23 protein-coding genes are annotated in these 26,452 nt (G+C 33.4%); 13 read left to right on the forward strand and 10 right to left on the reverse strand.

Annotated features, from left to right (window positions below):
- Positions 1-3,164, forward strand: a 3,164-nt coding sequence (locus JC605_RS05585) for a T9SS sorting signal type C domain-containing protein (RefSeq protein WP_198855246.1), incomplete at its 5' end; no start/stop codon positions are given.
- A 48-nt stretch (positions 3,165-3,212) separates the two neighbouring features.
- On the opposite strand, the gene JC605_RS05590 is transcribed toward JC605_RS05585, so the two are convergent.
- The 3 genes from JC605_RS05590 to JC605_RS05600 all read right to left on the reverse strand — a co-directional run bounded on the left by JC605_RS05590 (position 3,213) and on the right by JC605_RS05600 (position 5,701).
- Positions 3,213-4,079 carry a cupin-like domain-containing protein gene (locus JC605_RS05590; RefSeq protein ID WP_198855247.1) on the reverse strand — a complete coding sequence of 289 codons (867 nt, stop codon included), beginning with the start codon at positions 4,077-4,079 and terminating at the stop codon, positions 3,213-3,215.
- A gap of 138 nt (positions 4,080-4,217) precedes the next feature.
- Positions 4,218-4,655 carry a hypothetical protein gene (locus JC605_RS05595; protein ID WP_198855248.1) on the reverse strand — a complete coding sequence of 146 codons (438 nt, stop codon included), beginning with the start codon at positions 4,653-4,655 and terminating at the stop codon, positions 4,218-4,220.
- A gap of 98 nt (positions 4,656-4,753) precedes the next feature.
- Positions 4,754-5,701 carry a bifunctional riboflavin kinase/FAD synthetase gene (locus JC605_RS05600; protein ID WP_198855249.1) on the reverse strand — a complete coding sequence of 316 codons (948 nt, stop codon included), beginning with the start codon at positions 5,699-5,701 and terminating at the stop codon, positions 4,754-4,756.
- 192 nt (positions 5,702-5,893) lie between these two features.
- On the opposite strand from JC605_RS05600, the gene JC605_RS05605 reads away from it, so the two are divergent.
- Positions 5,894-8,569: a reprolysin-like metallopeptidase gene (locus tag JC605_RS05605; RefSeq protein WP_198855250.1), complete on the forward strand. Its 2,676-nt coding sequence runs from the start codon at positions 5,894-5,896 to the stop codon at positions 8,567-8,569.
- An 11-nt stretch (positions 8,570-8,580) separates the two neighbouring features.
- Here the strand turns inward: JC605_RS05605 and JC605_RS05610 are convergent, their stop codons facing one another.
- Entirely contained in the window at positions 8,581-9,156 is a 576-nt protein-coding gene (locus tag JC605_RS05610; protein WP_198855251.1) for a ComF family protein, read from the reverse strand.
- A gap of 203 nt (positions 9,157-9,359) precedes the next feature.
- Here JC605_RS05610 and JC605_RS05615 point away from each other — a divergent pair, with 203 nt between their 5' ends.
- The 5 genes from JC605_RS05615 to JC605_RS05635 all read left to right on the forward strand — a co-directional run bounded on the left by JC605_RS05615 (position 9,360) and on the right by JC605_RS05635 (position 15,252).
- Positions 9,360-10,901, forward strand: coding sequence for a glycine--tRNA ligase (locus JC605_RS05615; protein ID WP_111425276.1), 1,542 nt, complete (start codon positions 9,360-9,362; stop codon positions 10,899-10,901).
- Between the two features lie 269 nt (positions 10,902-11,170).
- Positions 11,171-11,980: a LytTR family DNA-binding domain-containing protein gene (locus JC605_RS05620; RefSeq protein ID WP_198855252.1), complete on the forward strand. Its 810-nt coding sequence runs from the start codon at positions 11,171-11,173 to the stop codon at positions 11,978-11,980.
- Positions 11,981-12,155: 175 nt separating this feature from the next.
- Positions 12,156-12,407: a hypothetical protein gene (locus JC605_RS05625; RefSeq protein ID WP_198855253.1), complete on the forward strand. Its 252-nt coding sequence runs from the start codon at positions 12,156-12,158 to the stop codon at positions 12,405-12,407.
- Positions 12,408-12,500: 93 nt separating this feature from the next.
- Positions 12,501-14,561 carry a tetratricopeptide repeat-containing sensor histidine kinase gene (locus tag JC605_RS05630; protein ID WP_198855254.1) on the forward strand — a complete coding sequence of 687 codons (2,061 nt, stop codon included), beginning with the start codon at positions 12,501-12,503 and terminating at the stop codon, positions 14,559-14,561.
- Positions 14,551-15,252, forward strand: a complete 702-nt coding sequence (locus tag JC605_RS05635; RefSeq protein ID WP_198855255.1) for a response regulator — start codon at positions 14,551-14,553, stop codon at positions 15,250-15,252. Before JC605_RS05630 ends, JC605_RS05635 begins: the two co-directional genes overlap by 11 nt.
- A 96-nt stretch (positions 15,253-15,348) precedes the next feature.
- Here JC605_RS05635 and thiL read toward each other — a convergent pair whose 3' ends face one another.
- Positions 15,349-16,395: a thiamine-phosphate kinase gene (thiL, locus tag JC605_RS05640; RefSeq protein WP_198855256.1), complete on the reverse strand. Its 1,047-nt coding sequence runs from the start codon at positions 16,393-16,395 to the stop codon at positions 15,349-15,351.
- A 355-nt stretch (positions 16,396-16,750) separates the two neighbouring features.
- Here thiL and JC605_RS05645 point away from each other — a divergent pair, with 355 nt between their 5' ends.
- A complete protein-coding gene (locus tag JC605_RS05645) occupies positions 16,751-17,230 on the forward strand; it encodes a DinB family protein (RefSeq protein WP_198855257.1) in 480 nt (159 codons plus the stop codon).
- Between the two features lie 47 nt (positions 17,231-17,277).
- Positions 17,278-17,778, forward strand: a complete 501-nt coding sequence (locus JC605_RS05650) for a DinB family protein (RefSeq protein ID WP_198855258.1) — start codon at positions 17,278-17,280, stop codon at positions 17,776-17,778.
- Positions 17,779-17,822: 44 nt separating this feature from the next.
- On the opposite strand, the gene JC605_RS05655 is transcribed toward JC605_RS05650, so the two are convergent.
- Entirely contained in the window at positions 17,823-18,782 is a 960-nt protein-coding gene (locus JC605_RS05655; RefSeq protein ID WP_198855259.1) for a YafY family protein, read from the reverse strand.
- Positions 18,783-18,984: 202 nt separating this feature from the next.
- Between JC605_RS05655 and JC605_RS05660 the strand changes: the two genes are divergently transcribed.
- Genes JC605_RS05660 through JC605_RS05670 form a run of 3 tightly spaced genes read left to right on the forward strand, consistent with a single transcriptional unit; the run spans position 18,985 to position 21,312 of the window.
- Complete coding sequence (locus JC605_RS05660) at positions 18,985-19,728, forward strand: prolipoprotein diacylglyceryl transferase (protein WP_198855260.1); 744 nt, start codon at positions 18,985-18,987, stop codon at positions 19,726-19,728.
- Positions 19,718-21,109: a radical SAM protein gene (locus tag JC605_RS05665; protein ID WP_198855261.1), complete on the forward strand. Its 1,392-nt coding sequence runs from the start codon at positions 19,718-19,720 to the stop codon at positions 21,107-21,109. The genes JC605_RS05660 and JC605_RS05665 overlap by 11 nt, the downstream gene beginning before the upstream one ends.
- 5 nt (positions 21,110-21,114) lie before the next feature.
- Positions 21,115-21,312 (forward strand): hypothetical protein, encoded by a 198-nt coding sequence (locus tag JC605_RS05670; protein ID WP_233074030.1) that lies wholly within the window; start codon positions 21,115-21,117, stop codon positions 21,310-21,312.
- 56 nt (positions 21,313-21,368) lie between these two features.
- Here JC605_RS05670 and JC605_RS05675 read toward each other — a convergent pair whose 3' ends face one another.
- Positions 21,369-21,986, reverse strand: a complete 618-nt coding sequence (locus JC605_RS05675) for an outer membrane beta-barrel protein (protein ID WP_198855262.1) — start codon at positions 21,984-21,986, stop codon at positions 21,369-21,371.
- A 243-nt stretch (positions 21,987-22,229) separates the two neighbouring features.
- Positions 22,230-24,026, reverse strand: a complete 1,797-nt coding sequence (lepA, locus tag JC605_RS05680) for a translation elongation factor 4 (RefSeq protein ID WP_198855263.1) — start codon at positions 24,024-24,026, stop codon at positions 22,230-22,232.
- Between the two features lie 474 nt (positions 24,027-24,500).
- Between lepA and JC605_RS05685 the strand changes: the two genes are divergently transcribed.
- Entirely contained in the window at positions 24,501-24,734 is a 234-nt protein-coding gene (locus JC605_RS05685; RefSeq protein ID WP_198855264.1) for a hypothetical protein, read from the forward strand.
- A gap of 41 nt (positions 24,735-24,775) precedes the next feature.
- On the opposite strand, the gene JC605_RS05690 is transcribed toward JC605_RS05685, so the two are convergent.
- Both JC605_RS05690 and JC605_RS05695 read right to left on the reverse strand, forming a co-directional pair.
- Positions 24,776-25,477, reverse strand: a complete 702-nt coding sequence (locus tag JC605_RS05690; protein WP_198855265.1) for an NUDIX domain-containing protein — start codon at positions 25,475-25,477, stop codon at positions 24,776-24,778.
- A 35-nt stretch (positions 25,478-25,512) separates the two neighbouring features.
- A complete protein-coding gene (locus JC605_RS05695) occupies positions 25,513-26,229 on the reverse strand; it encodes an NUDIX domain-containing protein (protein ID WP_198855266.1) in 717 nt (238 codons plus the stop codon).
- Positions 26,230-26,452: the final 223 nt, after the last annotated feature.

Here is a 26,452-nt window from a genome sequence, read left to right on the forward strand (position 1 = left end):
ACGGCTGCGTTTCCTCAGGAAACAGTTTCACGGTTACGGTCAATCCTCTTCCGACTATCACGCTCGGATCGGCAGGGGCAGTGTGCTTTAGCGCTGGTGTGCAGAGCGCCAGTCTGAGCTACAGCGCTGTGACAAACGCGCCTACAACCTATAGCATTGTCTGGAACGCCAGCCCGACAAATAATTTTCTTCCCGTTACCGATGCATCTCTATCGGCCAGTTCAATTAATATTGCCGTACCTGCGGGAACAGCCGCCGGAACTTATACGGGAACTTTAACGGTTAAAAATGCAAACGGCTGCGTTTCCTCAGGAAACAGTTTTACGGTTACGGTCAATCCTCTTCCGACTATCACGCTCGGATCGGCAGGAGCGATGTGCTTTAGCGCTGGTGTGCAGAGCGCCAGTCTGAGCTACAGCGCTGTGACAAACGCGCCTACGACCTATAGCATTGTCTGGAACGCCAGCCCGACAAACAATTTTCTTCCCGTTACCGATGCATCTCTATCGGCCAGTTCAATTAATATTGCCGTACCTGCGGGAACAGCCGCCGGAACTTATACGGGAACTTTAACGGTTAAAAATGCAAACGGCTGCGTTTCCTCAGGAAACAGTTTTACGGTTACGGTTAATTCTCAGCCAACAATTACTACATCAGGAAATTTAACATCAATTTGTCAAAGTGCATCGGCGCAAGTAACTTCGTTATTATATTCTGCAACAACAGGTTCGCCAACGAGTTACTCTATAGACTGGGCGACATTAAATGATCAAGGAAATACATCTTTCTCTTTTAACTCAGGAGGAGGAAATATCAACAATATTAATGTTCCTTTAAATACTCCTGCAGGAACTTATAGTGGAATTATGACAGTTTTTACCTCAAATGGATGCTCAATAACACAAGCAGTTTCTTTAACAGTTTATGATGCCCCAACAATAAGTACAGGGGGAGTCTTTTCTCCCGTTTGTCAAAGTTCATCATCTCAAACTACTACTTTGAGTTATAATTCTACTACAGGATCACCAATTAGTTACGAGATCGATTGGATTGCCTTAACAGATCAAGGAGCAACACCATTTCCTTTTAGTTCAGGATCGGGTGATATTATAAATGTAAATGTTCCAGCAAACACAGTAGCAGGTACCTACAATGGTGTAATGACTATTACAACATCTAATGGATGTCTGGCAACTCAAGCAGTTTCTTTAACAGTGAATTCGGTTTCAGTTGCACCAACAGCTTCAGTAACACAGCAACCTACCTGTGTAAACAATACGGGTATTATAACGGTTACTTCGCCTGCATCTGGAACAGGATATACTTATAGCATTGACGGAGTCGATTTTAGTAATACTACTGGAATATTTACTGGTTTGTCTTCTGGAATTTACTATGTAAACGTGAAAAATAGTACATCAAATTGTGAATCTGAAGCTACCTCCGTTACAATAAATGCTTTTGTTACTAAAGTATGGAATGGAAATACTGATGCCAGTTGGGGGAATCCTGCAAATTGGACACCGACAGGAGTTCCTATTGCTTCTGATTGTGTAGATATTCCTGATGTAGGTATTGATCCTATTATTTCTGGAACCAATGCAAGTTTTTTCGCTAGCAGATTAACAGTTGAAAACAATGGATCTCTAATTGTAGAAGAAACAAATTCAATAACTGTGACCAATGAAGTGACTGTTCTTGGTAACGGAATTTTAATTTTTGAAGACAAATCAAGCTTAGTTCAAGTTGCCGATGTAGCTAATGTTGGCGTTATAACTTATAGAAGAAAAACACCCGTAAGACGATTTGATCTGACTTATTGGTCTTCTCCAGTAACAAGAAATCCAGGCATTACGATGAATGAGTTTTCACCAGAAACATATTTCGACAAATATTTATACTGGACTTCTGATTTTAAATGGGGTACTAATTTGTACGGTACAATGGTAATGAATGCTGGGGAAGGCTACAGTATCAGAGGACCACAATCTTTCAGTACCGTGACAGCAAGTGTTTTTACAGGCGAATTTATTGGAGTACCAAATAATGGAACAATCCAAGGGCCTCCAGCTAGAGCTGAAAAGTATTGCTTTTTTGGAAATCCGTATCCTTCAGCAATTTATGCAGATCAATTTATTCACGATAATGCAGCTAATTTTTATGGTACGTTATATTTTTGGACTCATAATACATCTCCTAGAATTGCTGTGCCAGGAGGCAATACTGCTACTTATTCAAACGATGATTACGCAATTTATAATTTATCTGGAGATACTACAGTTGGCAATTTAAGTGGTACCGGTGCGACATCTCCAGGAAATCAAGAACCATTACATGGTTATATTGCTGCAGGACAGGGATTTTTTGCAAAAGCAAGAACAGGACAAAGTGCTGTTTTTACAAATTCGATGCGAGTACCTAATTCTAATAGCCAGTTTTACAAATCTGCGAAAACCGAGGTTGTTGAAAAACATCGTGTATGGCTGAATTTTACAAATACGCAAGGAGCTTTTAAACAATTGCTAATTGGATACATAACAGGAGCAACAAACTCGTTTGATTTTAATTATGATGCAGCCACACTGAATGCAAATCCGTATGTTGATTTTTATAGTATCAATGAAGGAAAAAAACTTGCTATTCAAGGGCGTGCGTTACCTTTTGCTGTTACAGATACAATTCCGTTAGGATATAAGTCAACCATTGAAGAAGGTGATTTTACAATTGCAATAGATCGTGCCGATGGAGATTTGGCAAATCAGGATATTTATCTTCAAGATAAAGTGACAAACACTATTTACAATCTTAGGTCTGGCGGTTATACGTTTACATCAGCGCCAGGAACTTTTCTAGATCGATTTGTATTGCGTTATACAAATTCAAATGGAGGAAAACCATTAGGAAATGAAGATTTCGAAAATCAAGATCAGCAAATTTTTGTTTCGGTGAAAGATAAAAACATCAAACTCGAGTCTTTCTCGGAGCAAGAGAATCTTCAAGAAGCTGCTGTTTATGATACGGGCGGGACATTGTTATATCGTAAAAAACAAATCGGAAATAAAGAATGGGTTATAACAAACTTTCAGTCTGGTCCACAAGTTTTATTGGTTAAAATAACTTTAGATAGTGGTAAAATAGTGACGAAGAAAATAGTATTTAAATAAAAAAAGCGGTTGAGAATTTTATATCTCAACCGCTTTTTTTTTATTTGATTAAGCGGTACGCCGTAAATTTTGGTGCGTATTGGTAATTGCTTTTTCATTTTTATAATCAATCCATTTTTGACCTTGAATTTTTCGCATCATAATATCAAAATGTCGCATAATAAAAACATTATAGGCTGCTTTGGACAAATTGAGAATGTTTTTTGGAAATGACCTCAAACTCATAGAAAATCCTGGCGTTAGGTATTTCATATAATGCCAATATCCTTCGGGCATATAAAGCATTTCGCCATGTTTTAGATTAGTGATATAACCTTCGACGTTTTTGAGCGCTGGAAATTTTTCGTAATCAGGATTATCAAAATCTATATCTTCTCTCGAAATTAAAGCATGTGGCACTTTATACATGAATTTTGACTGGTTTGGCGGGAAAATCATGCATTGTTTTTCTCCATGAAAATGAAAATGAAGAATATTCGAATAGTCAATGTCATAATGCATAAAAACTCTTGAATTTTCTCCTCCAAAAAATAGCATTGGCATCTGCTTGACAAGTTTTAAGCCAATATCGGGCCATAAAAAGTCATTTTTTAACGAAGGCACTTCTTTCATTAAATTATAAAGAAAAATACGGTAATTGGTAGGCTTTTCTTCTAATAAGTCGATATAATCACTCATTTTCATTGTGGTATGCGCCTCATTGAATCCGTCTTCGTGATTTACAGGTCGATCATCGTATAAAGGAACGACTGAATCTCCTGCGATTTCTTTCATATAAGATAATTTCCATTTGTTGTAAGCTGGCCAATCTTCGGTCAATTGTTCGATAACAACAGGAATTTGTTTTTTGACATATTGGGAAACAAAATCGTCTCTCGAGATTTTTTTCACCCTTTCGATTTGTTTTAACTTCATTTTACTAAATAAAAAAAATTGCTTATAGCACTGATCTATAAGCAATTTAAAAATATTTTTTGAGATAAATGAACTCTTTTAGCTAATTTTTTGATTTAATCGAATTAGAAATCATTAAATCTGCGGATTTAAAAAAAATTAATCTGCGGCATATTTGTTACCCCAAATTAGCATCATCATTAAAGTAACAATTACAGAAGAAGCAATTCCTTCAAATAATAGACAAATACAATAAGTTGGTACTGATGGATTTCCTCCAAACATAAAAGTTTCAGATAAAGTTTTTACGTAAGCATCTCCGCCTCGAGCGTAACTATAAACTAATAATCCAAATACACTCATACATACACCAACTACAGAAGTGGTCATTGCAGAAATAGCATTTGATAGAAAATTGGTTTCTCCTTCATGAAGGTTCATTTGCATTGTCCTGTTAACACCGTAGAAGATAAAGAAAACGTTGAGTGTTCTCAAATAAAACAAATTTGCTAGACCTAGCACATTCATTAATAAAAAATAAATGCCAATTCCGAGGAAAATCAAAAACCCGTTGGTAATTTCTTTAGGTAGTTTCATAGTGGTTATTTTTTAGAAGTTAATAGTAAATATTTGAAAAACAGAGTTATATCAAATTTACTAAAAAAATAACTACGATGATTTAAAAACAGTAAAAACTATACGGTCAGATTCTTTAGAGAAGTGTTTATAAAAGCCAAAGAATCGATTTTGTCCTGATTAAGTTGTGCTTTTAACGCATCTAATGAACTAAATTTTTGTTCTTCGCGAATATAATGCAATAAAGAGACTTCAATATTTTGATCGTAAATGTCTTTGTCAAAATTAAATAAATGAACTTCGATGGTTTGTTTATCTCCATTAACAGTCGGATTAAAGCCGATGTTCATCATTCCATAAACAGTTTCTTTGTTCACCACAGCTTTTACTACATAAACACCAATTTTTGGAATCAGTTTATAATCTTCTTCAATATGAATGTTTGCTGTAGGAAATCCAATTGTTCGTCCCAATTGTTTTCCCTTTACGATAGTTCCGTTCAAGAAATAGCTGTAACCTAAATATTCGTTGGCCAAAGCCATATTTCCTTCATTTAAAGCTTTTCTAATTTTGGTTGAACTAACAGAGACATCTTGGATTTCTTCGGCAGAAATTTGCTCTACTTCAAATCCATACTCAATTCCAAAAGCAATTAAATCATCAATATTTGCAGTTCTATTGCGACCAAAACGGTGATCATGTCCGATAATAATTTTTTGAATCTGAAATTTATCTACCAAAATTGTACGAACAAATTCTTCAGCCGTTAATCTAGAAAAACTTTCATTAAAAGGATGCACAATTAAGTTTTCAATGCCTGTCGCTTCCAAAAGTTTTACTTTTTCGTCGATGGTATTTAATAATCTTATTTCAGATTTTTCTTGAAGAACCATTCGCGGATGCGGAAAAAAGGTAAGAACCAGACTTTCATATTTTCCATTTTCAGTATTCTGCGTAATTCGTTCCAGAATTTTTTTATGACCAATATGCACACCATCAAAGGTACCAAGAGTTAAGATTGTTTTCTTGGTTGACTGAAAATCGTTTATAGAATGAAAGAGCTTCAAAACAAATTATTTAAGATGCTGCAAATTTATACTATTCTCTTTAAAATTTAATACTATGCCAAATCGAATTTTAAGGGATAATCTATCTTTTTATAAAAATAAGCCAACTCGTCGATTAAAAATCAATAATTGTCGTATAGATAATATGATTTCAAATTAATTGAAGTAATTTTGATATTATATTTTGAAGGTATGAGAAAACAACTACTTTATATATTTCTTATTTTTTGTTTTGCTAGTGCAAATGCACAAGATGCTTTATGGCAAAAAGTAACTTCTTCATCGGTTTTACGAAAAGCAGATGGCCTAAGTTCTAATAAATTATATTATAGATTAAATGCTAATCTTCTTAGTTCCAAGCTAGCTTCTGCATCAAGTAAAACGGCAAAAACAACAGCTTCAGAAATTACGATTCCGAATGCTGATGGAAATTTGGAGCGTTTTTCTGTATGGGAATCGTCTAATTTTGCACCAGAATTACAAGCGAAATATCCTGAAATTAGAGCGTATGAAGGTCGCGGAATAGACGATAAAAATGCTAAGATACATTTTAGCGTTGCTCCAATCGGAATGCAGACAATGGTTTTTAGACCAGCAAAACCAACAGAATATATTGAGCAAAATCCAGAGAATAAATCGGAGTACGTTTTGTTTAGAGCACAAGATAATGCTGAGTCAAAGATGATTTTAGATTGCAAAACAACCAATCTGGTTTCTGAAAATAAATCTGCTACTGCAAAAACGGCTTCAAATGCAAAACAGTTTAAAACGCTAAGATTGGCATTATCCTGTACAGGAGAATATGCTGCTTATTTTGGCGGAACAGTTGCGGGAGCTTTAGCAGGAATGAATGCTACATTAACTCGAGTAAATGGTATTTTTGGAAGGGATCTTTCTGTAAAGGTAATTTTAATTGCTAATAATAATGCCGTTATTTATACAGATGCTTCCACAGATCCTTATTCTATAGCATCGGTTGGAGCAACTGGAGATAATCCTATTTGGATGAAGGAAGTGCAAACCACATTAACCAATGTTATCGGCGAAGCCAATTATGATATTGGCCATTTGTTTGGAGCTTCTGGCGGAGGAGGAAATGCGGGTTGCATTGGTTGTGTATGTGTAAGTCCAACAACGAACCAGCCAATAGGAAAAGGTAGTGCTTTTACATCTCCAGCAGACGCAAAACCAGAAGGAGATAATTTTGATATTGATTTTGTTGCTCATGAAATGGGGCATCAACTTGGAGGCTCGCATACTTTTTCTTTTCAAAATGAAGGTAACGGAACATGCTATGAACCAGGAAGCGGTTCAACTATTATGGGATACGCAGGAGTGACAAAGGGATATAATATTCAAGATCATTCAGATGCTTATTTTTCGTATGCCAGCATTAATCAGATACAGAATAATTTGGCGGGAAAAACTTGCCCCGTAACAATACCAATTGATAATAATAATCCACCAGTAATAAAAGCAGGTTTAGATTATACGATTCCAATTAGCACACCATTTATTTTAAAAGGAACAGGTTCTGATCCTGAAGGAAATACGATAACCTATTCATGGGAACAATACGATAGTGCAATGACAACTTTTGCTGGAAATAGTTTTACATATGCTACAAAACCAGATGGGCCAATGTTTAGATCTTTTTCGCCAACAACTTCTCCAGTTCGTTATATGCCTGCTTTAAGTTCTGTTTTAAATAATCAATTAACGACAAGTTGGGAATCTGTTTCTTCTATCGGAAAAACAATGAACTTTACACTTACGGGAAGAGACAATGCTGCAGAAGGACTTGCACAAACCAATACAGATGCAATGGTTGTTACTGTAAATGCAGCTGCGGGACCATTTGCTGTTACTTCTCAAAAAGAGGATAATTTAGGATGGGCAAAAGGATCAGCGCAAACCATTACTTGGAGTGTAAATAATACCAATACACTTCCAGGATCTTCAAATGTAAATATAAAATTATCTCTTGATGGCGGATTGACATTTCCAATCGTTTTAGCAAGTAATACTCCAAATGATGGTTCAGAAACAATATTGATTCCGTCAGAAATTGATGTTTCTACAAATTGTAGACTTCTAATTGAGCCGGTTGACAATATTTATTATGCAGTAAACAGTAAGCCATTTGCTTTAGGATATACAGTTTCGACATCTTGTACCAATTATAATTTTGAAGGTGGTTATTCATTAGGAACAAGTACAACCTTTATAAACAAAACAGTAACAGTGCCAGCTTCTACAGGAACTATTTCAGATGTAAATGTTTCTGTTAATGTTAAGCACGAAAGATTTGAAGATCTTGAAATTGAAATTGAGAGTCCAAGCGGTACTATTGTTTCGTTATTTAATAAAAGCTGTGGTACAACAAATTCAACTCTCGCACTTCAATTTGATGATAGCGGTGCTGCTTTAAATTGTGGCTCAACGATCAGTCAAATTGTAATTCCTGCTAGTGCTTTAAGTGCTTTTAATGGAGAAAATCCGCAAGGAAATTGGACTTTTAAAGTTCGTGATGCAGTTGTCGGAATGTTTGGCACTATAAATTCTGCTTCTGTAAATATCTGTACTAAAACTTATACATTAGGAAACAGTGATTTTGAGAATGTTGATTTTATTGCCTATCCAAATCCAAATAAAGGAAGTTTCACCGTACAATTTAATAGAGATTCTGTAAGTGAGATTAAAGTTTACGTTAATGACATTGTAGGTAAATATGTTTACGATAGAACTTTTCAAGGTTCAGGATATTTCATTCAAGATATTCAATTGCCAAATGTGCCATCCGGTCTGTATTTCTTAACAGTTACAGATGGACAACGAAAAATAGTAAAAAAGATATTGGTAAATTAATTTTAAAAAATTTAATGTGCCATAGCCATACAAATCATACTTATTTTTGCGCCAGGAATTTTTAATAAAGCTCTGGCGCATGCTTCGATAGTTGCCCCTGTAGTAAAAACATCATCTACAATCAAAAAGTGTTTATGATGATGGGTTTCATCAAACTTGACATCAAAAATGTTTCCGATATTTTCAGATCTTCCTAAAAGATTTTTCTTGGATTGGGTTTTGGTGTACAATTTTCGAATTAAGATGTTTTCTTCAAAAGGAATGTCTAAACCTAATGCGATTTCTTTTCCAAAAGTAGTAACCTGATTATAGCCTCTTTCCTTAAATTTTCTTTTATGGAGCGGAACAGGAATTATAGCATCAAAAGGAACTTCGAATCGAATTTCTTTTAAATCTTCCGAATACCAGCTTCCCAACACACTTCCAATTTCCTGATGTCCTTTGTATTTTAAATTATGAATTAACTCTTGAACAATTCCTTTTTTATTGAAATACAAAAATGCTGCTGCAAATTGAATATCAATCTTGCCATAGAATTTTTTAACAGCCTCGTTTTTTGGGTCTAAATGATAGTAAGTTAAAGGCATTTCATGTCGGCAAATAGTACAGAAAACTGTTTCATTCTGAAGCAAAAGCGAACGACAGCCACTACAGACCTTGGGGAAAAATAAATTTATTAGATAATTAATCACAAAAAGAGAGATTTTATTTACAAAAGTAACAAAAACAGTACTTCAATCTTCATAATTTTTCTTTTTTATATAGGTAGTTTTTATATTTTTGCATCACTATGGCAAAACAAGAAGATATATTTAAGAATGTGGTTTCGCACGCAAAAGAGTACGGATTTATTTTTCCGTCAAGCGAAGTTTACGACGGATTAAGTGCTGTATATGATTATGCACAAAATGGTGTCGAATTAAAAAAGAATATCCGTGAATATTGGTGGAAATCAATGGTTCAAATGAATGAAAATATTGTCGGCCTTGATGCTGCAATATTGATGCATCCAACAACTTGGAAAGCTTCTGGACACGTTGATGCTTTCAATGATCCATTAATTGATAATAAAGATTCTAAAAAGAGATATAGAGCTGACGTCTTGGTTGAAGATCATGCTGAAAAAATTCACCAAAAAGCACAAAAAGAAATTGACAAAGCAAAAGCTCGTTTTGGCGATGCATTCAACGAACAAGAATTTGTAACTACAAATGCTCGTGTAATTGAATATTTAGCTAAAGAAAAAGAAATTAGAGAGCGTTTAGGACGTTCTTTAGGAGCAGGTGATTTGGCTGATGTAAAAGCATTAATTGAAGAGCTTGAAATTTCTGATCCTGAAACTGGTTCTAAAAACTGGACAGAGGTAAAACAATTTAACTTAATGTTCGGAACAAAATTAGGTGCATCTGCTGAGAATGCGATGGATTTATATTTGCGTCCAGAAACAGCTCAAGGTATTTTTGTTAACTTCTTAAACGTTCAGAAATCGGGTCGTATGAAAGTTCCTTTTGGAATTGCTCAAACGGGTAAAGCATTCAGAAACGAGATTGTTGCAAGACAGTTTATTTTCCGTATGCGTGAATTTGAACAAATGGAAATGCAATTTTTTGTACGTCCAGGAGAAGAAATGAAATCATACGAATACTGGAAAGAGACTCGTTTGAAATGGCATTTATCTTTAGGATTAGGAAAAGAAAATTACCGTTTTCATGATCACGAGAAATTGGCTCACTACGCAAACGCAGCAGCAGATATCGAATTTAATTTCCCATTCGGATTTAAAGAATTGGAAGGAATTCACTCTCGTACCGATTTTGATTTGAAAGCACACGAAGAATATTCTGGAAGAAAATTACAATATTTTGATCCTGAACTTAACGAAAACTATGTTCCTTATGTAGTAGAAACTTCTGTAGGTTTAGATCGTATGTTCTTGGCAGTTTTTGCTACTTCATTAAAAGAAGAAACATTAGAAGACGGTTCTACAAGAACGGTTTTAAAATTGCCAGCAGTTTTAGCACCAACAAAAGCAGCGGTATTGCCATTGGTTAAAAAAGATGGTTTACCAGAAGTTTCAAGAAAGATCATCGAAGATTTGAAATGGGATTTCAATGTTGCTTATGATGAAAAAGATGCTGTAGGACGTCGTTACAGAAGACAAGATGCTTTAGGAACACCTTTCTGTATTACAGTAGATCATCAGACGCTTGAAGACGAAACAGTAACAATTCGTCATAGAGATACAATGAAACAAGATCGTGTAAAAATTACTGAATTAAGAGGTATTATCGAAAACGAAGTTTCGATGAAAAACTGGTTAATGAAAATGTAATCTTTACAAGTTATTTTATAGATCCCAAATTCCGTCAAGGAGTTTGGGATTTTTGTTTTTTTAAATAGGTATTTTATCGGCTTTTTTTGCATTTCATCTTTATGTATCAACATTTTTGTTTAATGTGTTAACAATGAGGTGTTTGAAATTTTTAAAAGTGTAATTTTAGATTTGTAATACCATCAAGAATAATTTTTTTCTTCAATGCATCGATTTAAAACTATTTTTTGATTATGATTGTGCAGTGAGAAAACCAACCAAACCTGAAATTGAAAAAGTATTCCTATATTATAATTGATGATGACGCTGAGAGTATTTTGAAAACCCAAACAACCGCTTCTGGTTTTTCAGAATTATCTTTTATGGCATCGGCATCAAATTTTCAGGATGGTTTAGACTTGGTTTTAGAACACAAACCAGCGTTGATTTTTCTCGAAATCGAACCGAGAAATCTGGCAAGTCATTTGTCTCTGGCTTTTATTAGCGAACTTCATCGTTTTTTGCAGCACATTCCTAAAATTATCGTTACAACGAAGCAAAAAGACAAAGCATTTGATGCTATTCAATACGGTGTTTTCGATTATCTTCTTAAGCCAATTGCATCAAGTGATCTTTTAAAAACAATTTTAAAACTCAATAGAGCCAATTTAGAGCCCCAAATAGCTCCGTTTAGAGAAGAACCAGTTTCTGTTATTGTTGAAGCTGGAACAATTCCGCAAAACATTCAAAAGCCATTAACGATCTGTATAAAATCGTACGGAGATTACCGATATCTAAATGCTGAAGATATTTGCTATTTTCAGGCTGATAATAATTCGACAGATATTTATTTGAACACAGGCGAAATGATTACGGCGTTTAAAACGTTAAAGCATTTTGAAAGCGTTTTGACGTATCCTTTTATCCGTATTCATAACAGTTATGTAATTAATCGAAATTACATTTCTAGGATTCATAGCGGAAACTCAATCTGTTACATAAAAAACTCTACCAAAAAGATTCCTTTTTCTAAAACCTACAGAGCAAATGTAGAGCAGATTATTGCCGATTTTGCAGCAGGAAATTATCTAGAAGTCTAAAAATTAGACGATTACATTAATTTGCTATCCATTGACTATCAATTGGGTACGATCTACCATAAACTCAATTTTTCATATAAATTTTTTTCGACCTCGGTGTTAGTTTTACACTCTGATTCGTCGCAAATAGCGAATCATCTCCAAAAATTAAAACAAACATTAAAAACCTCAGGTCATGAAAAAAACAGCTTTAACATTCGGATTATTCTCATTAGTAGTAGTAGCAACTTCTTTCGCAAATCCAACAACTCCTATTGTTCCAACTGAAAAACTAAGTGTTGTTCTTCCGGTTGATGGTAAAGGATCTACAGGAGGTAATAGAAAACACGATGATTTAATGAGCAATCAAGAATCAGTAGCAAAAAACAACCAAGCAAGTTTTGATGCAATTAATCAATCTTTAGGTGCAAACAAAAAACTAGATTAAGTTTCGTAATAAAAACGAACATTAAAAATATTTAAGCTGTCAAATTTTTGACAGCTTTTTTTTTTAGTATTTTTGGGAAAATTCGCAATTATATTGAAAAAAAGCTTCCAAATATTATTGTCTTCATTTTTGGTGTTGTTTTTAATTGGGTGTACCAAGAAAAATGATTTAACCAAGAACACAAATTCTACAGAAGATAGCCTTTCTGTTTATTTATCATTAGCTAATGACATAAGCTTAAGCTATGAATCTAAACAGAAGTATACTCAAAAAGCATTATCTGTAGTAGAAAAAAAGAAAAACGATTCTCTTTCTAGAGCAAATTTGTTCAAGATTGCTAATAGATACTTTAATATGAATGATTTAGAATCATTTAAAGTAATATCTGAGCTTGTCTTGAATAGAGCAATAATTGCTAAAGATTCTGCTTATATGGCAAAAGCCTATACTTATCTTGGAGATTATTATAGTAATAGAATGATTTCTGATAGCGCTTTCAGAAGCTATTTCAAAGCTCAAAAGATTTATTTGCAAATTAATGATCAGTATAATTTGGCAAAAACACTAATAAGCAAAGCAAGCCTTCAGTATAATGAAGCAGATTTCTTTGAGAGTGAAATATCGGTTTTTAAAGCTTTAGAAATTTTAAAAACTAAAAAAGATGTCAATGAACAGCTTTATGAATGTTATAACCTTCTCGGTATACTTTCTAACGAAAGAGAAGAATATAACAAAGCAATAGATTACCAAAACAAAGCACTGAAAACTTTAGATGATAAATCCATTCCATCAGATTTTCAATTAAAAGCTACTTCATTAAACAATATTGGTTTTGTTTACTTGCGTATGAAGAATTATACGCAAGCAATATCTTGTTTTGAGAAAGGATTAGAAGAAAAAAATCTATTTGAAGAAAAAACCATTCTGTATGCGATGTTGTTAGATAATTTAGCCTATTCTAAATTAAAATCTAACAGAGTGGATGGTCTGCCTGCTCAATTTTATAGATCTTTAAAAATTAGAGATAGTTTAGGATTAAAAATGGAAATGATATCCAATCAGATTCATCTGTCGGAATATTATGCTTTAAAAAAGGATACTGCAAAAGCTGTTGAATTTTCTAAACAAGCTTTACTTCTTTCGCGTTCATCTGATAAGCTAAACAATACTTTACAAGCATTGAAGCAAATTGCTGCCGTAGATCCTAAAAACGCAGCAAAATATTCTAAAGAGTACATTCAGTTAAATGATAAAATGCTTAAAGCAGAGCGCAATATGGGAGAAAAATTCTCTCGTATTGAATATGAGACCAACGAAATTAAAGACCAAAATTCTAGCCTTCAAGAAAAGAATAAAACTTTGGTTTATGTATTTAGTATTTGTACATTGCTCGGGTTGTTTTTTTATGTTTATAAAACACAACAGGCCAAAAATCGCGAACTTCTTTTTAAGCAACAACAGCAGATTGCAAATGAAGACATTTATAATTTGATGATTTCGCAGCAAAATGAAATTGAGCTTACACGAATAAAGGAAAAGAAAAGAGTAGCGCAGGAATTGCATGATGGTATTTTAGGGCGCATGTTTGGTATTAGAATAAGCTTGGACAGTTTGGATAAACTTGACGAAATCGAGGCTGTTCCTAAAAGAAAAAAATATCTTACCGAACTAAAAAATGTGGAACAAGATATTCGAGAAATTTCGCATGATTTAAATAGAGAGAAATCGGAATTAATTAATAATTTTGTTTCGATTTTGAATAAACTATTTGAAGATCAGATAAATACATATAGTTCGAAATTGATTACTTTTTTTGATCCCGATATAAAATGGGATTTGATGAGTAATATTGAAAAAATCAATTTATATCGAATTGTTCAAGAAGGACTCCAGAATTGTAATAAATATGCTGAAGCCGATATTATTAGAGTGGAATTTAAAAATGAAAACAATAATTTGGTTCTAAGGATAGAAGATGACGGAATTGGATTTAATACCAATAGAACCAAAAATGGAATAGGTTTGCATAATATAGAATATCGAGTAAAAGAATGTAAGGGCACAGTTACGATAAAATCTGCCAAGGGAGAAGGAACAATTCTCTCTATAGAAATCCCAATAGACCCAAATAATAACCTGCATAATGACATTTGACTTACCAACTTCAGTTCCACAATTAGTTAAAAAGAATATTTTAATAGTAGACGACCATCCGTTTATTATTGAAGGATATAAAAATGCTATAACTCGTTATAATACAAAACAATACGATTTTTTTATTGCACAGGCACATGATTGTAGATCTGGTTATGATATAATAGAAAATGAGAACACGCCCGAGTTTGATATTGCTTTTTTAGATATCAGTATGCCTCCTTACGAAGAAAAAGAGATCTTTTCTGGTGAAGATCTTGCAAAGCTACTTCTGAAAAAAATGCCTTCGTGCAAGATCATTCTTTTGACAATGTATACAGAATTGCTAAAGATCAAAACTATTATTAGAACAATTCAGCCAAACGGATTGATTATTAAAAATGACCTTACTTTTGACGAATTGCTTTTGGCTTTTGATAAAGTGATGAAAAATGAAAAATACTATAGCCAATCGGTTGTAAAAATGCTCAATCAGTCCACACATAATGCTATCGAAATAGATCAATACGATAAACAAATATTAGTTCATTTAGCAAAAGGAACCCCAATTCAGGAAATGCTGCAGCATGTTCCCATTTCTTTAAAAGCTATTGAAAAAAGAAAAAAGCATTTGAAAGAGTTATTGAAAATTAAAAATGATTCTGATTCTGATTTGGTGAAAGAAGCAAGAAGCAAAGGACTTTTAGGATAAAATTAAAATCGTAAGAAACAATAAAAAAAATTCCAAATTCTGATAGCTAGACTAGCTTTTGGAATTTGGAATTTTTTATTTAGAGTTTTGTTTGCTTTATTCTGTCAAAGCATCCCATCCGCGCGCTTTTAAAGCAATTTTTGTGTTGGCGCGGGTTACAAGATGAATTCCTTCATTTTCTTCTGCCATATGGCCAATAACAGAGAAATTCGGATTTCCTTTTATTTTATCAAAATCATTAATGTCAATTGTAAATAAAAGTTCGTAATCTTCACCGCCATTTATGGCAACCGTCGTGCTGTCGATATTAAATTCTTCGCAAGTAGAAATAAACTGCGGATCTAACGGAAGTTTATCTTCATATAAATTACAACCCACTTTAGATTGCTTGCAGATATGAATAATCTCAGAAGATAATCCGTCTGAAATATCGATCATTGCTGTTGGTTTTATATCTAAAGCATGAAGTAAAGTGCGAACATCTTTTCTAGCTTCAGGTTTCAATTGGCGTTCTACCAAATAAGTATAAGGATCTAAATCGGGCTGATTGTTTGGGTTAACCTGAAAAACTTGTTTCTCACGTTCTAAAACCTGCAATCCCATATAAGCGGCACCAAGATCGCCAGTTACAACCAATAAATCAGTTTGTTTGGCTCCGTTTCTGTAAACCAATTCATTTTCGTCAGCTTCTCCAATTGCGGTAATACTGATAATTAATCCTTTTTGAGATGAGGTTGTGTCACCGCCAATAACATCAACTTTGTATTCTTTTGCAGCGTGTGTAATTCCTGCAAATAATTCTTCTAAAGCTTCAAGAGGAAAACGATTTGAAACAGCAACCGAAACCGTAATTTGTGTCGGTTTCGCATTCATTGCACAAATATCAGAAACATTTACTACGACCGCTTTATAACCTAAATGTTTCAAAGGCATGTAAGCCAAATCAAAATGAACGCCTTCAATTAATAAATCGGTTGAAACTACTACTTTCTTATCTTTAAAATCAAGAACGGCAGCATCATCGCCAATACTTTTTAAAGTCGATTCCTGAGTAACATCAAAGTTTTTGGTTAAATGGTCAATTAAACCAAATTCGCCCAATTGAGCTATACTAGTTCTCTGCTGATTTTTATCTTCAATCATTTCTGTTAAGTTCCAAAGTTATTAAGGTGCAAAGGTACAAAGGATTTTTTTAAAGATGCTAAGATTCTGAGATACTAAGGTTCTAAGTTTTTTTTCTAGGAGATTTATATTGTTGTCTAAAAAAATAATTGCCTCCTGCTTTAGCTGGAGGTCAGCTTAATGCAAATATAAAAAGGCTTTAGCCGAACTTTAACGTTTTGACTAAAGCCTTTTTTCATAATCTTTTTTCACCTAGCGGAAGCTGCGTTTCTACAGCAGGAAAAAATATTTTAAAATTATTTTTTTACTGCTGACAAACTGTTGTCACCAGCCCATTTTACTTTTGAAGTATTAAAAATATTTAAACTTTAAAACCATGAAAACATTAGAAGCACAAGTTATTACTTCAGAAGATTTATTAAAACACTGGCAAGGACACAGAGCACTTACACGTCGTTTAATTGAGATTTTTCCAGAAAAAGATTTCTTCGAATTTTCGATTGGCGGAATGAGACCTTTTGCAAAATTAGTAGATGAGCTTTTGGCTATTGCAGTTCCAGGTTTAAAAGGAATTGTAACGAAAGAAACTGCACCATTCTCAGAAGGAACTGAAAAACTAATTTTCAAAGCACAATATCTTGAAAAATGGGATCAAGCAACAGAAGAAATCAATAAATATTGGGAACAATTATCAGTTGAAGATTTTAGCGAGACCTTTAACCTTTTTGGACAATATGAATTTCCTGTAATTCAGAATATCTTATATTTTATTGATAATGAAGTGCATCACCGCGGACAAGCTTATGTTTATTTAAGAGCTTTAAATATCGAACCACCATTTTTCTGGGAAAGATAATTGATGTTTTTTTAGTAACTTAATATCAGAAATCTAAAACTAAGGCTATGAGTTTAAAGAAGATAATGTCCAATTATGCAGATTATAATTTATGGGTAAATCAACAATTTGTAAATTGGCTTTCGCCGAAATCGGCTGAATTGCTTTATGCAGAAGTGCCGTCGAGTTTTTCTACAATTATGAAAACGCTTGATCATATCTGGTCTACTGAGGAATATTGGTTTTCTGTCATTTCCGAATCTTCATTAACAGAAAAGAAAGCAGAAAGCGATTTGTCAAAAGAGGAAATATTTGCCGGATTATTAAATTCGTCTACAAAATTGAAACATCTTATTAACTCATTATCTGAAGAAGATTTAATGAAAGAAGTTAAAATCGTAAATCCGTGGTTTGAATGTGAACTGCCCATTTCCGAATATTTAATCCAAGTTATCAATCATGGAACGTATCATCGAGGCCAGATTGTAACAATAGGACGAAATGTTGGAATTACAGATGCCTCAAACACCGATTATAATTTTTATAATGTTGTAAAGGCAAATCAATAAATAAAAAACTCCCAAAGATGAAATGAATTTCTTTGGGAGTTTTTTTATAGGAGCCTTTGTCGATTGATTTCTAATAATTCTAAAACTCTTGTTTTTAAAGATTCTGGTTCCAAAATTTTGGCATAATCTCCAAACATTAAAAACCATCTCGGAAAACCATCTTGCAGACTGTGAGACATAAAGGTCATTTCGATTTCGTCTCCAATTTCTTTTTGAGAAATAAAGCCGTGATATTTCCTTTCGGTTGCTAAGTATCGCGCGATTTTTTTCTGAACCAGAATTCGAACTTTTGTGGTTGGAATCTTATCAGATTTTGTTAAATAAGTTTCCAGAGAATCGTGTTCTATTGTATAATCAAGATCTGTTTTTTTTATTTCCTGAATTCTATCGGTTCTAAACTGGCGGTAATCTTTTCTAAGATGGCAATAACCCAGAAAATACCAATTGTTATTATCATGAAAAACGCCAACAGGTTCTAAATTTCGTTGTGTGGTTTCTTCTTTTTCAAAGGTTTTATAAGTTAAAAGAATTTGTTTTTTCTCCGCAATTCCCTCAAAAAGCACAGCCAAAGTATTAGGCGAATTATCATTAAACATTGGTTCTGCTTCCTGCATTACAATTCTTGATTCGATGTTTGAAAGATAATCTTTATCATTGCTTCTTAAAACCGATTTCAGTTTGTACATCGCCGACGCATAATGTGTTCCCAATGTAGGATCAGTAAACTTTTGCATTAACTTTTCGGCCGCAATAAAACTGCTCACTTCTTCGCGCGTGAACATAACTGGCGGAAGTCTATATCCGTCCATTAAAGCATAACCAACTCCAGCTTCACTATAAATAGGAACTCCAGATGCTTCCAAAGTTCTAATGTCTCTATAAATAGTTCTTAAACTGCACTCAAAACGATCGGCCAATTCTTGTGCTTTTACAATCTTTTTAGACTGCAATTGAATAAGAATGGCAACAATTCGGTCAAATCGTTTTGGGGTTTCGTCAAGCATTTTTTTTAAGATTCTAAGGTTCTGAGTTGCTGAGATTCTAAGTCTTTTTGCTGATGCAAAGATTCAAAGATACAAATGTAAAAACTAAAGAGAATAAAAAAAGCTGTTCCAAATTGAAACAGCTTTTACTTTATAAGTCAAATGAATTTAAACATTTTTTTGCATCTTTACAGAATTATAGTATTAAATTTTAAAGTATCGAATGAAGCTTCCTTTTGAGCCAGTTATTTTTGGTTATGAAATTAATATCCATTTAGTTCTAGAATATTTGGCATTTTTTTTAGGATACCGATATTATGTTTTTTTGAGAAAAAGAACGAATGATACTATTGTTTCCACAAACAGGTTTTCGATTATTTTGGGTGCGGCAATTGGAGCTTTTTTGGGGTCTAGAATTATGGGTTTTTTAGAAAATCCTATTTTTCATTCTGATGTCAAATCTATTTTAGAACTCTTTAATGCCAAAACAATTATGGGAGGATTGTTTGGAGGATTATTAGGTGTCGAACTTGCTAAGAAGATTATTGGAGAAAAAGAATCATCAGGAGATTTATTTACCTTTCCGATTATTCTAGGAATTTTTATAGGCAGAGTTGGCTGTTTTTTATCTGGAACCAATGAGTTTACGTACGGAAAAGAAACGACTTTTTTTACGGGGATGAATCTTGGCGACAATATTATGAGGCATCCAATTGCTTTATACGAATTAATTTTTCTGATTGTTCTGTTTTTTCTTTTGAAGAAATTGAAAACCAAAAATTTAAAAAACGGATTGTTATTTCAGTATTTTATGATTGCCTATTTTGCGTTTCGCTTTTTCGTAGAATTTCTGAAACCCAATTATTTCCTAATTTTCGGAATTAGTTCCATTCAGATCTTATGTTTAATTTGTCTGCTCTATTATAACAAAACAATTTTAAATTTATTTGTAAAAAATGCCAGTTAGAAAATATACTTATTATGATTTTACATTAAGCCTTTGTCCAGAATGCTTAAAAAGAATTGATGCTAAAATTGTTTTTGAAGACGAAAACGTCTATATGCTTAAAAGATGCCCAGAGCATGGAAACTCAAAGGTTTTAATTGCCGACGATATTCAATATTACAAGAATATCCGAAATTATAATAAACCATCTGAAATGCCGTATACTTTTAATACAAAAACGCATTATGGTTGTCCGTACGATTGTGGTTTATGTCCAGATCACGAACAGCATTCTTGTCTTACAGTTGTTGAGGTTACAGATCGTTGTAATCTAACTTGCCCAACTTGTTATGCAGGTTCATCACCTAATTATGGTAGACACAGAACTCTCGAAGAAGTAAAAGCTATGCTTGATACGGTTGTTAAAAATGAAAAAGAGCCAGACGTGGTGCAGATTAGTGGAGGAGAACCAACCATACATCCTGAGTTTTTTGAAATTTTAGATTATGCAAAATCAATTCCGATAAAGCATTTAATGTTAAACACAAACGGAATTAAAATTGCAAAAGACAAAGAATTCGTTCAGAGACTAAAAAGCTATGCTCCAGATTTTGAGATCTATCTTCAGTTTGATTCTTTTGAAGATAGTGTATTGCAAGAGTTGCGTGGAGCTGATTTAAGCGAAATACGAAAACAAGCTTTAGAAAATCTAAACGAAGTTAATCTGTCTACAACTTTGGTGGTTACGCTTCAAAAAGGATTAAACGATCATGAAATAGGTAAAATTATTGAGTTTGCCCTAAAGCAAAAATGCGTTCGTGGCGTTACATTTCAGCCAACTCAAATTGCGGGCCGATTGGAGAATTTCAATTTAGAAACCGATCGAATGACATTAACAGAAGTAAGAAGAAAAATTCTGGAGCAAACCAATGTTTTTAATTCAGATGATTTACTTCCAGTTCCTTGTAATCCCGATGCTTTAGTTATGGGTTATGCTTTGAAACTAGGAGAAGAAGTTTTTCCACTAACACGATATATTAATCCGAACGATTTATTAGACAATAGTAAAAACACGATTATTTACGAACAAGATGAAGTGCTCCGCGGCAAAATGATAGATCTGTTTAGCACGGGAAATTCTGTAGAAGTAGCGCAAGAAAACTTGAAATCGATTTTATGTTGCCTTCCTAATATTGATGCACCAGAATTAGGTTACGACAATCTCTTTAGAATTATTATCATGCAGTTTATCGATGCATATAATTTTGATGTAAGAGCAATAAAAAAATCATGTGTGCATATTGTCAATAAGGACAATAAAATAATTCCTTTTGAAACCATGAATTTGTTTTACAGAGATGATAAAGTAAAAAGACTAGAAGAATTAAGAACTAATGCATAAAGTATATGACAGCACTAGAAGTAGGTAATTTAGGAGGTTTGGTCGCATTTTTTATAGCGATTATGGTGGGACCGCCAATTTTAATGACAATCATTGGCTTAGCAATTAAGAAAAATCATCCCAATGGAGCAAAGGTTTGTTTTATTATCGGAGCGCTTTATCTCATTATTGGTCTAGGAATATGCGGGACACTCATGTCTTAAGAAAAACCCCTCAATAAACTGAATTATTGAGGGGTTTGAGTTATATTATAAACGAATTAAAATCTAAACAATAATCCGAATTTTGGTTGATCGAAGATGTTTTCAAATAAGTTGATGTTTAATTGAAAAGTATCTGAAGATGGGCCGTTTTCTGGAGAAACACTGTTGTATGATAATAAATTAGCAAGAGTAAAAGTAACTGCAATGTTTTTAGTTAAGAAGTAATTTAACCCAACATTGATATTGGCTGTTAGACTATTGCTGTTGTCTGTACCAGTAATTGGGCTTTCGTATTTATTTCTACCGTATCCTAAACCTACTTCTCCGTAAGCTTTGAATCGTTTTTTATCGAGTTCCAATACATAATATCTTGCGAAACCACCGATTCCAAAAATATTAGTTTTTTCATCGGTTGCTTCAACTTTATTGCTGGAATAGCTCAATTGTCCTCCAACGGCAAATTTATCATTAAGAAAATATCCAAATTTGGGATTAAAAGCATAATAGTCTTTATCTCCACCAGTAGTGATCTGGATAGAACCTTCTATAAACATATCTCCATGTTGAAAAGTAATTCCTTTTGCAGAATTCATTTCTGAATCAACTTGATCTTGCTGAGCACTTGCAAAGTAAAATGTAAATAACGCTAGAATAACAGAAAATTTGGTTTTCATAATCTTTTATTTTTTAAAGTTGTAAGATTAAAAATACAATTTTATCTTAAAATTAACTTTAAATTTATCTGAAAGCGTTAAAAAACAAGCGATTAAGTTAATAATTTCATAAATTATAAGTTTTGGCTTACAAATTTTAAAAGATAAGAAATGGATTATATTCAAATAAAAAACCCGACAACTTTCGTTATCGGGTTTAATCTATATTCTTGTTTCTTTCTTCTATTCTCTAAAAAGAAAAACTTAGTCATTCAATTTCAAAACAGCCATAAATGCTTCTTGCGGAATCTCAACGTTTCCTACCTGGCGCATACGTTTTTTACCTTTTTTCTGTTTTTCAAGAAGTTTACGCTTACGCGAAATATCTCCACCGTAACATTTTGCGGTAACGTCTTTACGAAGTGCTTTAATCGTTTCACGAGCGATAATTTTAGCTCCAATTGCCGCCTGAATCGGAATATCAAATTGCTGTCTTGGGATTAATTCACGTAATTTCTCAGTCATTTTTTTACCGATATTGTAAGCGTTATCTTCGTGGATCAATGCTGAAAGAGCATCAACTGTCTGAGCATTCAAAAGAACGTCCAATTTAACTAATTTCGAAGTTCTCATTCCGATAGGAGAATAATCAAAAGAAGCATAACCTTTAGAAACTGTTTTTAAACGATCATAAAAATCGAATACAATTTCTGCCAAAGGCATGTCAAAGTTCAATTCAACACGTTCAGTTGTTAAATAGGTTTGGTTGGTAATTAAACCACGTTTTTCAATACATAAACTCATTACGTTTCCAACAAAGTCAGATTTTGTAATGATAGTAGCTTTAATAAATGGCTCTTCAACTCTATCCAATTTTGAAGGCTCTGGTAAATCTGAAGGATTGTTTACAACGATTGCCGTTTCTGGATGTTTCTTCGTGTAAGCCAAATACGAAACGTTAGGAACTGTTGTAATTACAGTCATGTCGAACTCACGCTCTAAACGTTCTTGAATAATTTCCATGTGAAGCATTCCTAAGAATCCGCAACGGAAACCAAATCCTAATGCTGCAGAACTTTCAGGAGTAAATACTAACGAAGCATCATTCAATTGTAATTTTTCCATTGAAGAACGTAAATCTTCATAATCTTCTGTATCAACAGGATAAATACCTGCGAATACCATTGGTTTTACATCCTCAAAACCAGCAACCATATTAGTTGTTGGAACTTTTGCATCCGTAATTGTATCACCCACTTTTACTTCACGAGCTTCTTTAATTCCAGAAATCAAGTAACCAACATCTCCTGCCGAAACTACATTTTTAGGAACCTGATTTAATTTTAAAGTTCCAATTTCGTCAGCAAAATATTCGTTATCTGTAGCCATGAATTTAATTTTCTGGCCTTTTTTGATTTCACCATTTACAACTCTAAAGATTACCTCGATTCCACGGAATGGATTGTAAACCGAGTCAAAAATCAAAGCTTGCAATGGTTCTTCTGGATTACCTTTTGGAGCAGGAATTTTTTCGATAATGGCAGCAAGAATGTTCTCAACACCAAAACCAGTTTTTCCTGACGCGTGAATAATATCTTCTAATTTACAACCAAGTAAATCGATAATATCATCACTAACTTCTTCTGGATTAGCACTTGGCAAATCGACTTTGTTTAAAACTGGAATAATTTCCAAGTCGTTTTCAAGAGCTAAATATAAGTTTGAAATTGTTTGTGCCTGGATACTTTGCGCAGCATCTACAATCAAAAGCGCACCTTCGCAGGCAGCAATCGATCTTGAAACTTCGTACGAAAAGTCAACGTGTCCAGGAGTATCAATTAAGTTTAAGATATATTCTTCGCCTTTGTATTTGTATTCCATCTGAATGGCATGACTCTTAATGGTAATTCCACGCTCGCGCTCCAAGTCCATGTTGTCAAGCAATTGCGCTTTTTCTTCACGAGCTGTAACGGTTTGTGTAGCACTTAGTAATCGGTCTGCTAATGTACTTTTACCATGGTCAATGTGTGCAATAATGCAAAAATTACGTATCTTCTTCATTTGTATATATCAGTTCTCTAATCGAGTTTTAGTGTTTTTTTTGGGAATAAAACACGATAAAACAATTGCTTTATAACGTGTTGTTAAGGCGCAAAGATAGCGCAAAGTTTTGGATTCTGGAATTTAGTTGCTCGATTTTGAATACAGAAGTCAAAAACCTGTTTTTCAGCTTTTAAACTTTTTGCTTTCCTATTGTTTTTTGAGGTTAAAACTTGAAGAATATTTTATTTGATTAAGATTGACGGAATTAAAATTTAGTAAATAATGGTGAAATAAACATTTTGGTGATGAAAATGTATTTTTTGTACGAATAATTGTCACTTTGGATTAATTTGATTAAACTTGTAGTCATTTTAACCATAAGATTGATCTCCTTTTGGTTTCATATATTTTTTTTGAAATGTCAGTGTACAGGACAATTCAAATTCAAGAATACTAATGAAATGTTTATTTACTAATTAAACCCCAAGAATTATGGAAAAAGAAATCACAAAGCTTACTCAAAAGTATGAAAAGCTTACCAGAGAACAAATGAAAAGTATTACAGGAGGAACATTGGGAACAGTATGCGGACCAAGAAATGGTGTGCCAACATCAATCTGTCCAAGTGGCCAAGGAGTTGCCGCTAATTCTGGAACAGAAGATCCTTCTAAGTTTCCCGGCATTGTGGGAGGTTATTGTAATGTAATAATCGTCTGCATTCCGTAAAAAATAAGAAACAGCCTAAAGATTTTCTTTAGGCTGTTCTGTTAATACTCAAAATTGAATCCTTTTTGAGTTAGTTTTTTATACATTTCGTCATCAAATTTGTAGAGTTTTGCGGCTCTATGCGAAACGTCTTTTTGTTTTTCATCCAATTCTGTCAGCAGTTTCATATGAAGAATTTTTCTTCTAAAATTGGACTTATCCAATTCAATTCCGAGAATTTCCTCGTATAAATGCATTAATTGTAATAAAGTAAATTTTTCTGGCAGAAGATTAAATCCGATTGGAGCTTGACGCACCCGATTACGCAATTGCATTAAACTGACATTCAGGATTTCGTTATGATCAAAAATCAAATCAGGAATCTCATTTATTTTATACCATTTTGCTTCAATAACTCGTAAACTGGCTTTAATATTATAATCTTCACGATTAACCAATGTATAATAGCCAATAGTGACAACACGTCTTTCTAAAACACGCTTCGGATTTGTAAAGGCTTTTAGCTGTTCTAGATAAATATCTTCAAGTCCGGTAAGTTCCTGTAAAATACGTTGTGCGGCATCATCGGCACTTTCATCAGCTTGAAGCCATCCGCCAAGTAACCCCCATTTACCGATACTTTCGCCTTGAGCGTGCTGAACCAAGAGAACTTCTAGACTCTCTTTATTAAAACCGAAGAAAACGCAGTCAATTGTGATTCCGTCTACGGCTGGTTTATGTTGATTAGTGGTTATTTCAGTCAATTTATTATTATCGTATTATTAATTTGTATTGAAAATTAGAATTCAAAATTGAATCCTTTTTCAGTTAGTTTTTTATAAATTTCTGGATCAAACTTATACAATTGTGCAGCTCTGTGCGATACATCTTGTTGTTTTTCGTCTAATGCAACCAGAAGTTTCATATGAAGAATTTTTCTTCTAAAGTTTGGTTTATCCATTTCAATTCCTAAAATTTCTCCATACAAATGCATTAATTGTAATAGAGTAAATTTTTCTGGCAATAAGTTAAAACCAATAGGTGTTTGGCGAACTCTACTTCTAAGATGTTTTATGCTATAATCTAAAATTTCATTGTGATCGTAAATCAAATCTGGAATTTCATTGATTTTATACCATTTTGCATCCGAAGCCGTAAAACCTGCTTTAATGTTATAATCTTCTCTTTTTACTAGCGCATAATATCCAATTGTGATAACGCGTCGTAGCGGAAAACGATCTGGATCTCCAAATGCTTTCAACTGTTCCAGATAAATATTATCAAGACCCGTAAGCTCATTCAGCAAACGATGAGCGGCGTTGTCGGTACTTTCTTTTTTATAAATCCATCCACCCGGAAGTCCCCATTTTCCTTTACTGATTCCTTCAGCATGCTGCACCAAAAGCACTTCAAGGCTGCCTTTATCAAATCCAAAAATAACACAGTCAATCGTGATGGCATTCATCGCACTGTTTTCATTTTTTAGAGCAGTTTTGTCTTCTACATTTTCAACCATATGTGAGATAAATTTTGACAAATTAAATAAATAAAATCATTACTAACCTTTTTGAAAGACTTATATTTTTTTTAACGAAATAAAATTTTGATAATCAGGTGTTTAAAAATGTACTGAAAAAGCTCTCTTTTTAAATTATTTCTTAAACAGCTGATTGTCAATTTTATAAAACGTTAGATTTTCTATATTTTTTATTTCAATTCTTGTTTGGATTTTACAACAT

Source organism: Flavobacterium sp. IB48, from assembly GCF_016405855.1.
Taxonomy (GTDB): Bacteria; Bacteroidota; Bacteroidia; order Flavobacteriales; family Flavobacteriaceae; genus Flavobacterium; species Flavobacterium ginsengisoli.

What these genes read in the sequence shown, in the direction of transcription:
- JC605_RS05590 (WP_198855247.1), bottom strand. Translation starts at nt 4,079, where the DNA reads ATGAAGTTAAAACAAATCGAAAGGGTGAAAAAAATCTCGAGAGACGAT.
- JC605_RS05595 (WP_198855248.1), bottom strand. Translation starts at nt 4,655, where the DNA reads ATGAAACTACCTAAAGAAATTACCAACGGGTTTTTGATTTTCCTCGGA.
- JC605_RS05605 (WP_198855250.1), top strand. Translation starts at nt 5,894, where the DNA reads ATGAGAAAACAACTACTTTATATATTTCTTATTTTTTGTTTTGCTAGT.
- JC605_RS05610 (WP_198855251.1), bottom strand. Translation starts at nt 9,156, where the DNA reads ATGCCTTTAACTTACTATCATTTAGACCCAAAAAACGAGGCTGTTAAA.
- JC605_RS05615 (WP_111425276.1), top strand. Translation starts at nt 9,360, where the DNA reads ATGGCAAAACAAGAAGATATATTTAAGAATGTGGTTTCGCACGCAAAA.
- JC605_RS05625 (WP_198855253.1), top strand. Translation starts at nt 12,156, where the DNA reads ATGAAAAAAACAGCTTTAACATTCGGATTATTCTCATTAGTAGTAGTA.
- JC605_RS05635 (WP_198855255.1), top strand. Translation starts at nt 14,551, where the DNA reads ATGACATTTGACTTACCAACTTCAGTTCCACAATTAGTTAAAAAGAAT.
- thiL (WP_198855256.1), bottom strand. Translation starts at nt 16,395, where the DNA reads ATGATTGAAGATAAAAATCAGCAGAGAACTAGTATAGCTCAATTGGGC.
- JC605_RS05645 (WP_198855257.1), top strand. Translation starts at nt 16,751, where the DNA reads ATGAAAACATTAGAAGCACAAGTTATTACTTCAGAAGATTTATTAAAA.
- JC605_RS05650 (WP_198855258.1), top strand. Translation starts at nt 17,278, where the DNA reads ATGAGTTTAAAGAAGATAATGTCCAATTATGCAGATTATAATTTATGG.
- JC605_RS05655 (WP_198855259.1), bottom strand. Translation starts at nt 18,782, where the DNA reads ATGCTTGACGAAACCCCAAAACGATTTGACCGAATTGTTGCCATTCTT.
- JC605_RS05660 (WP_198855260.1), top strand. Translation starts at nt 18,985, where the DNA reads ATGAAGCTTCCTTTTGAGCCAGTTATTTTTGGTTATGAAATTAATATC.
- JC605_RS05665 (WP_198855261.1), top strand. Translation starts at nt 19,718, where the DNA reads ATGCCAGTTAGAAAATATACTTATTATGATTTTACATTAAGCCTTTGT.
- JC605_RS05670 (WP_233074030.1), top strand. Translation starts at nt 21,115, where the DNA reads ATGACAGCACTAGAAGTAGGTAATTTAGGAGGTTTGGTCGCATTTTTT.
- JC605_RS05675 (WP_198855262.1), bottom strand. Translation starts at nt 21,986, where the DNA reads ATGAAAACCAAATTTTCTGTTATTCTAGCGTTATTTACATTTTACTTT.
- lepA (WP_198855263.1), bottom strand. Translation starts at nt 24,026, where the DNA reads ATGAAGAAGATACGTAATTTTTGCATTATTGCACACATTGACCATGGT.
- JC605_RS05685 (WP_198855264.1), top strand. Translation starts at nt 24,501, where the DNA reads ATGGAAAAAGAAATCACAAAGCTTACTCAAAAGTATGAAAAGCTTACC.
- JC605_RS05695 (WP_198855266.1), bottom strand. Translation starts at nt 26,229, where the DNA reads ATGGTTGAAAATGTAGAAGACAAAACTGCTCTAAAAAATGAAAACAGT.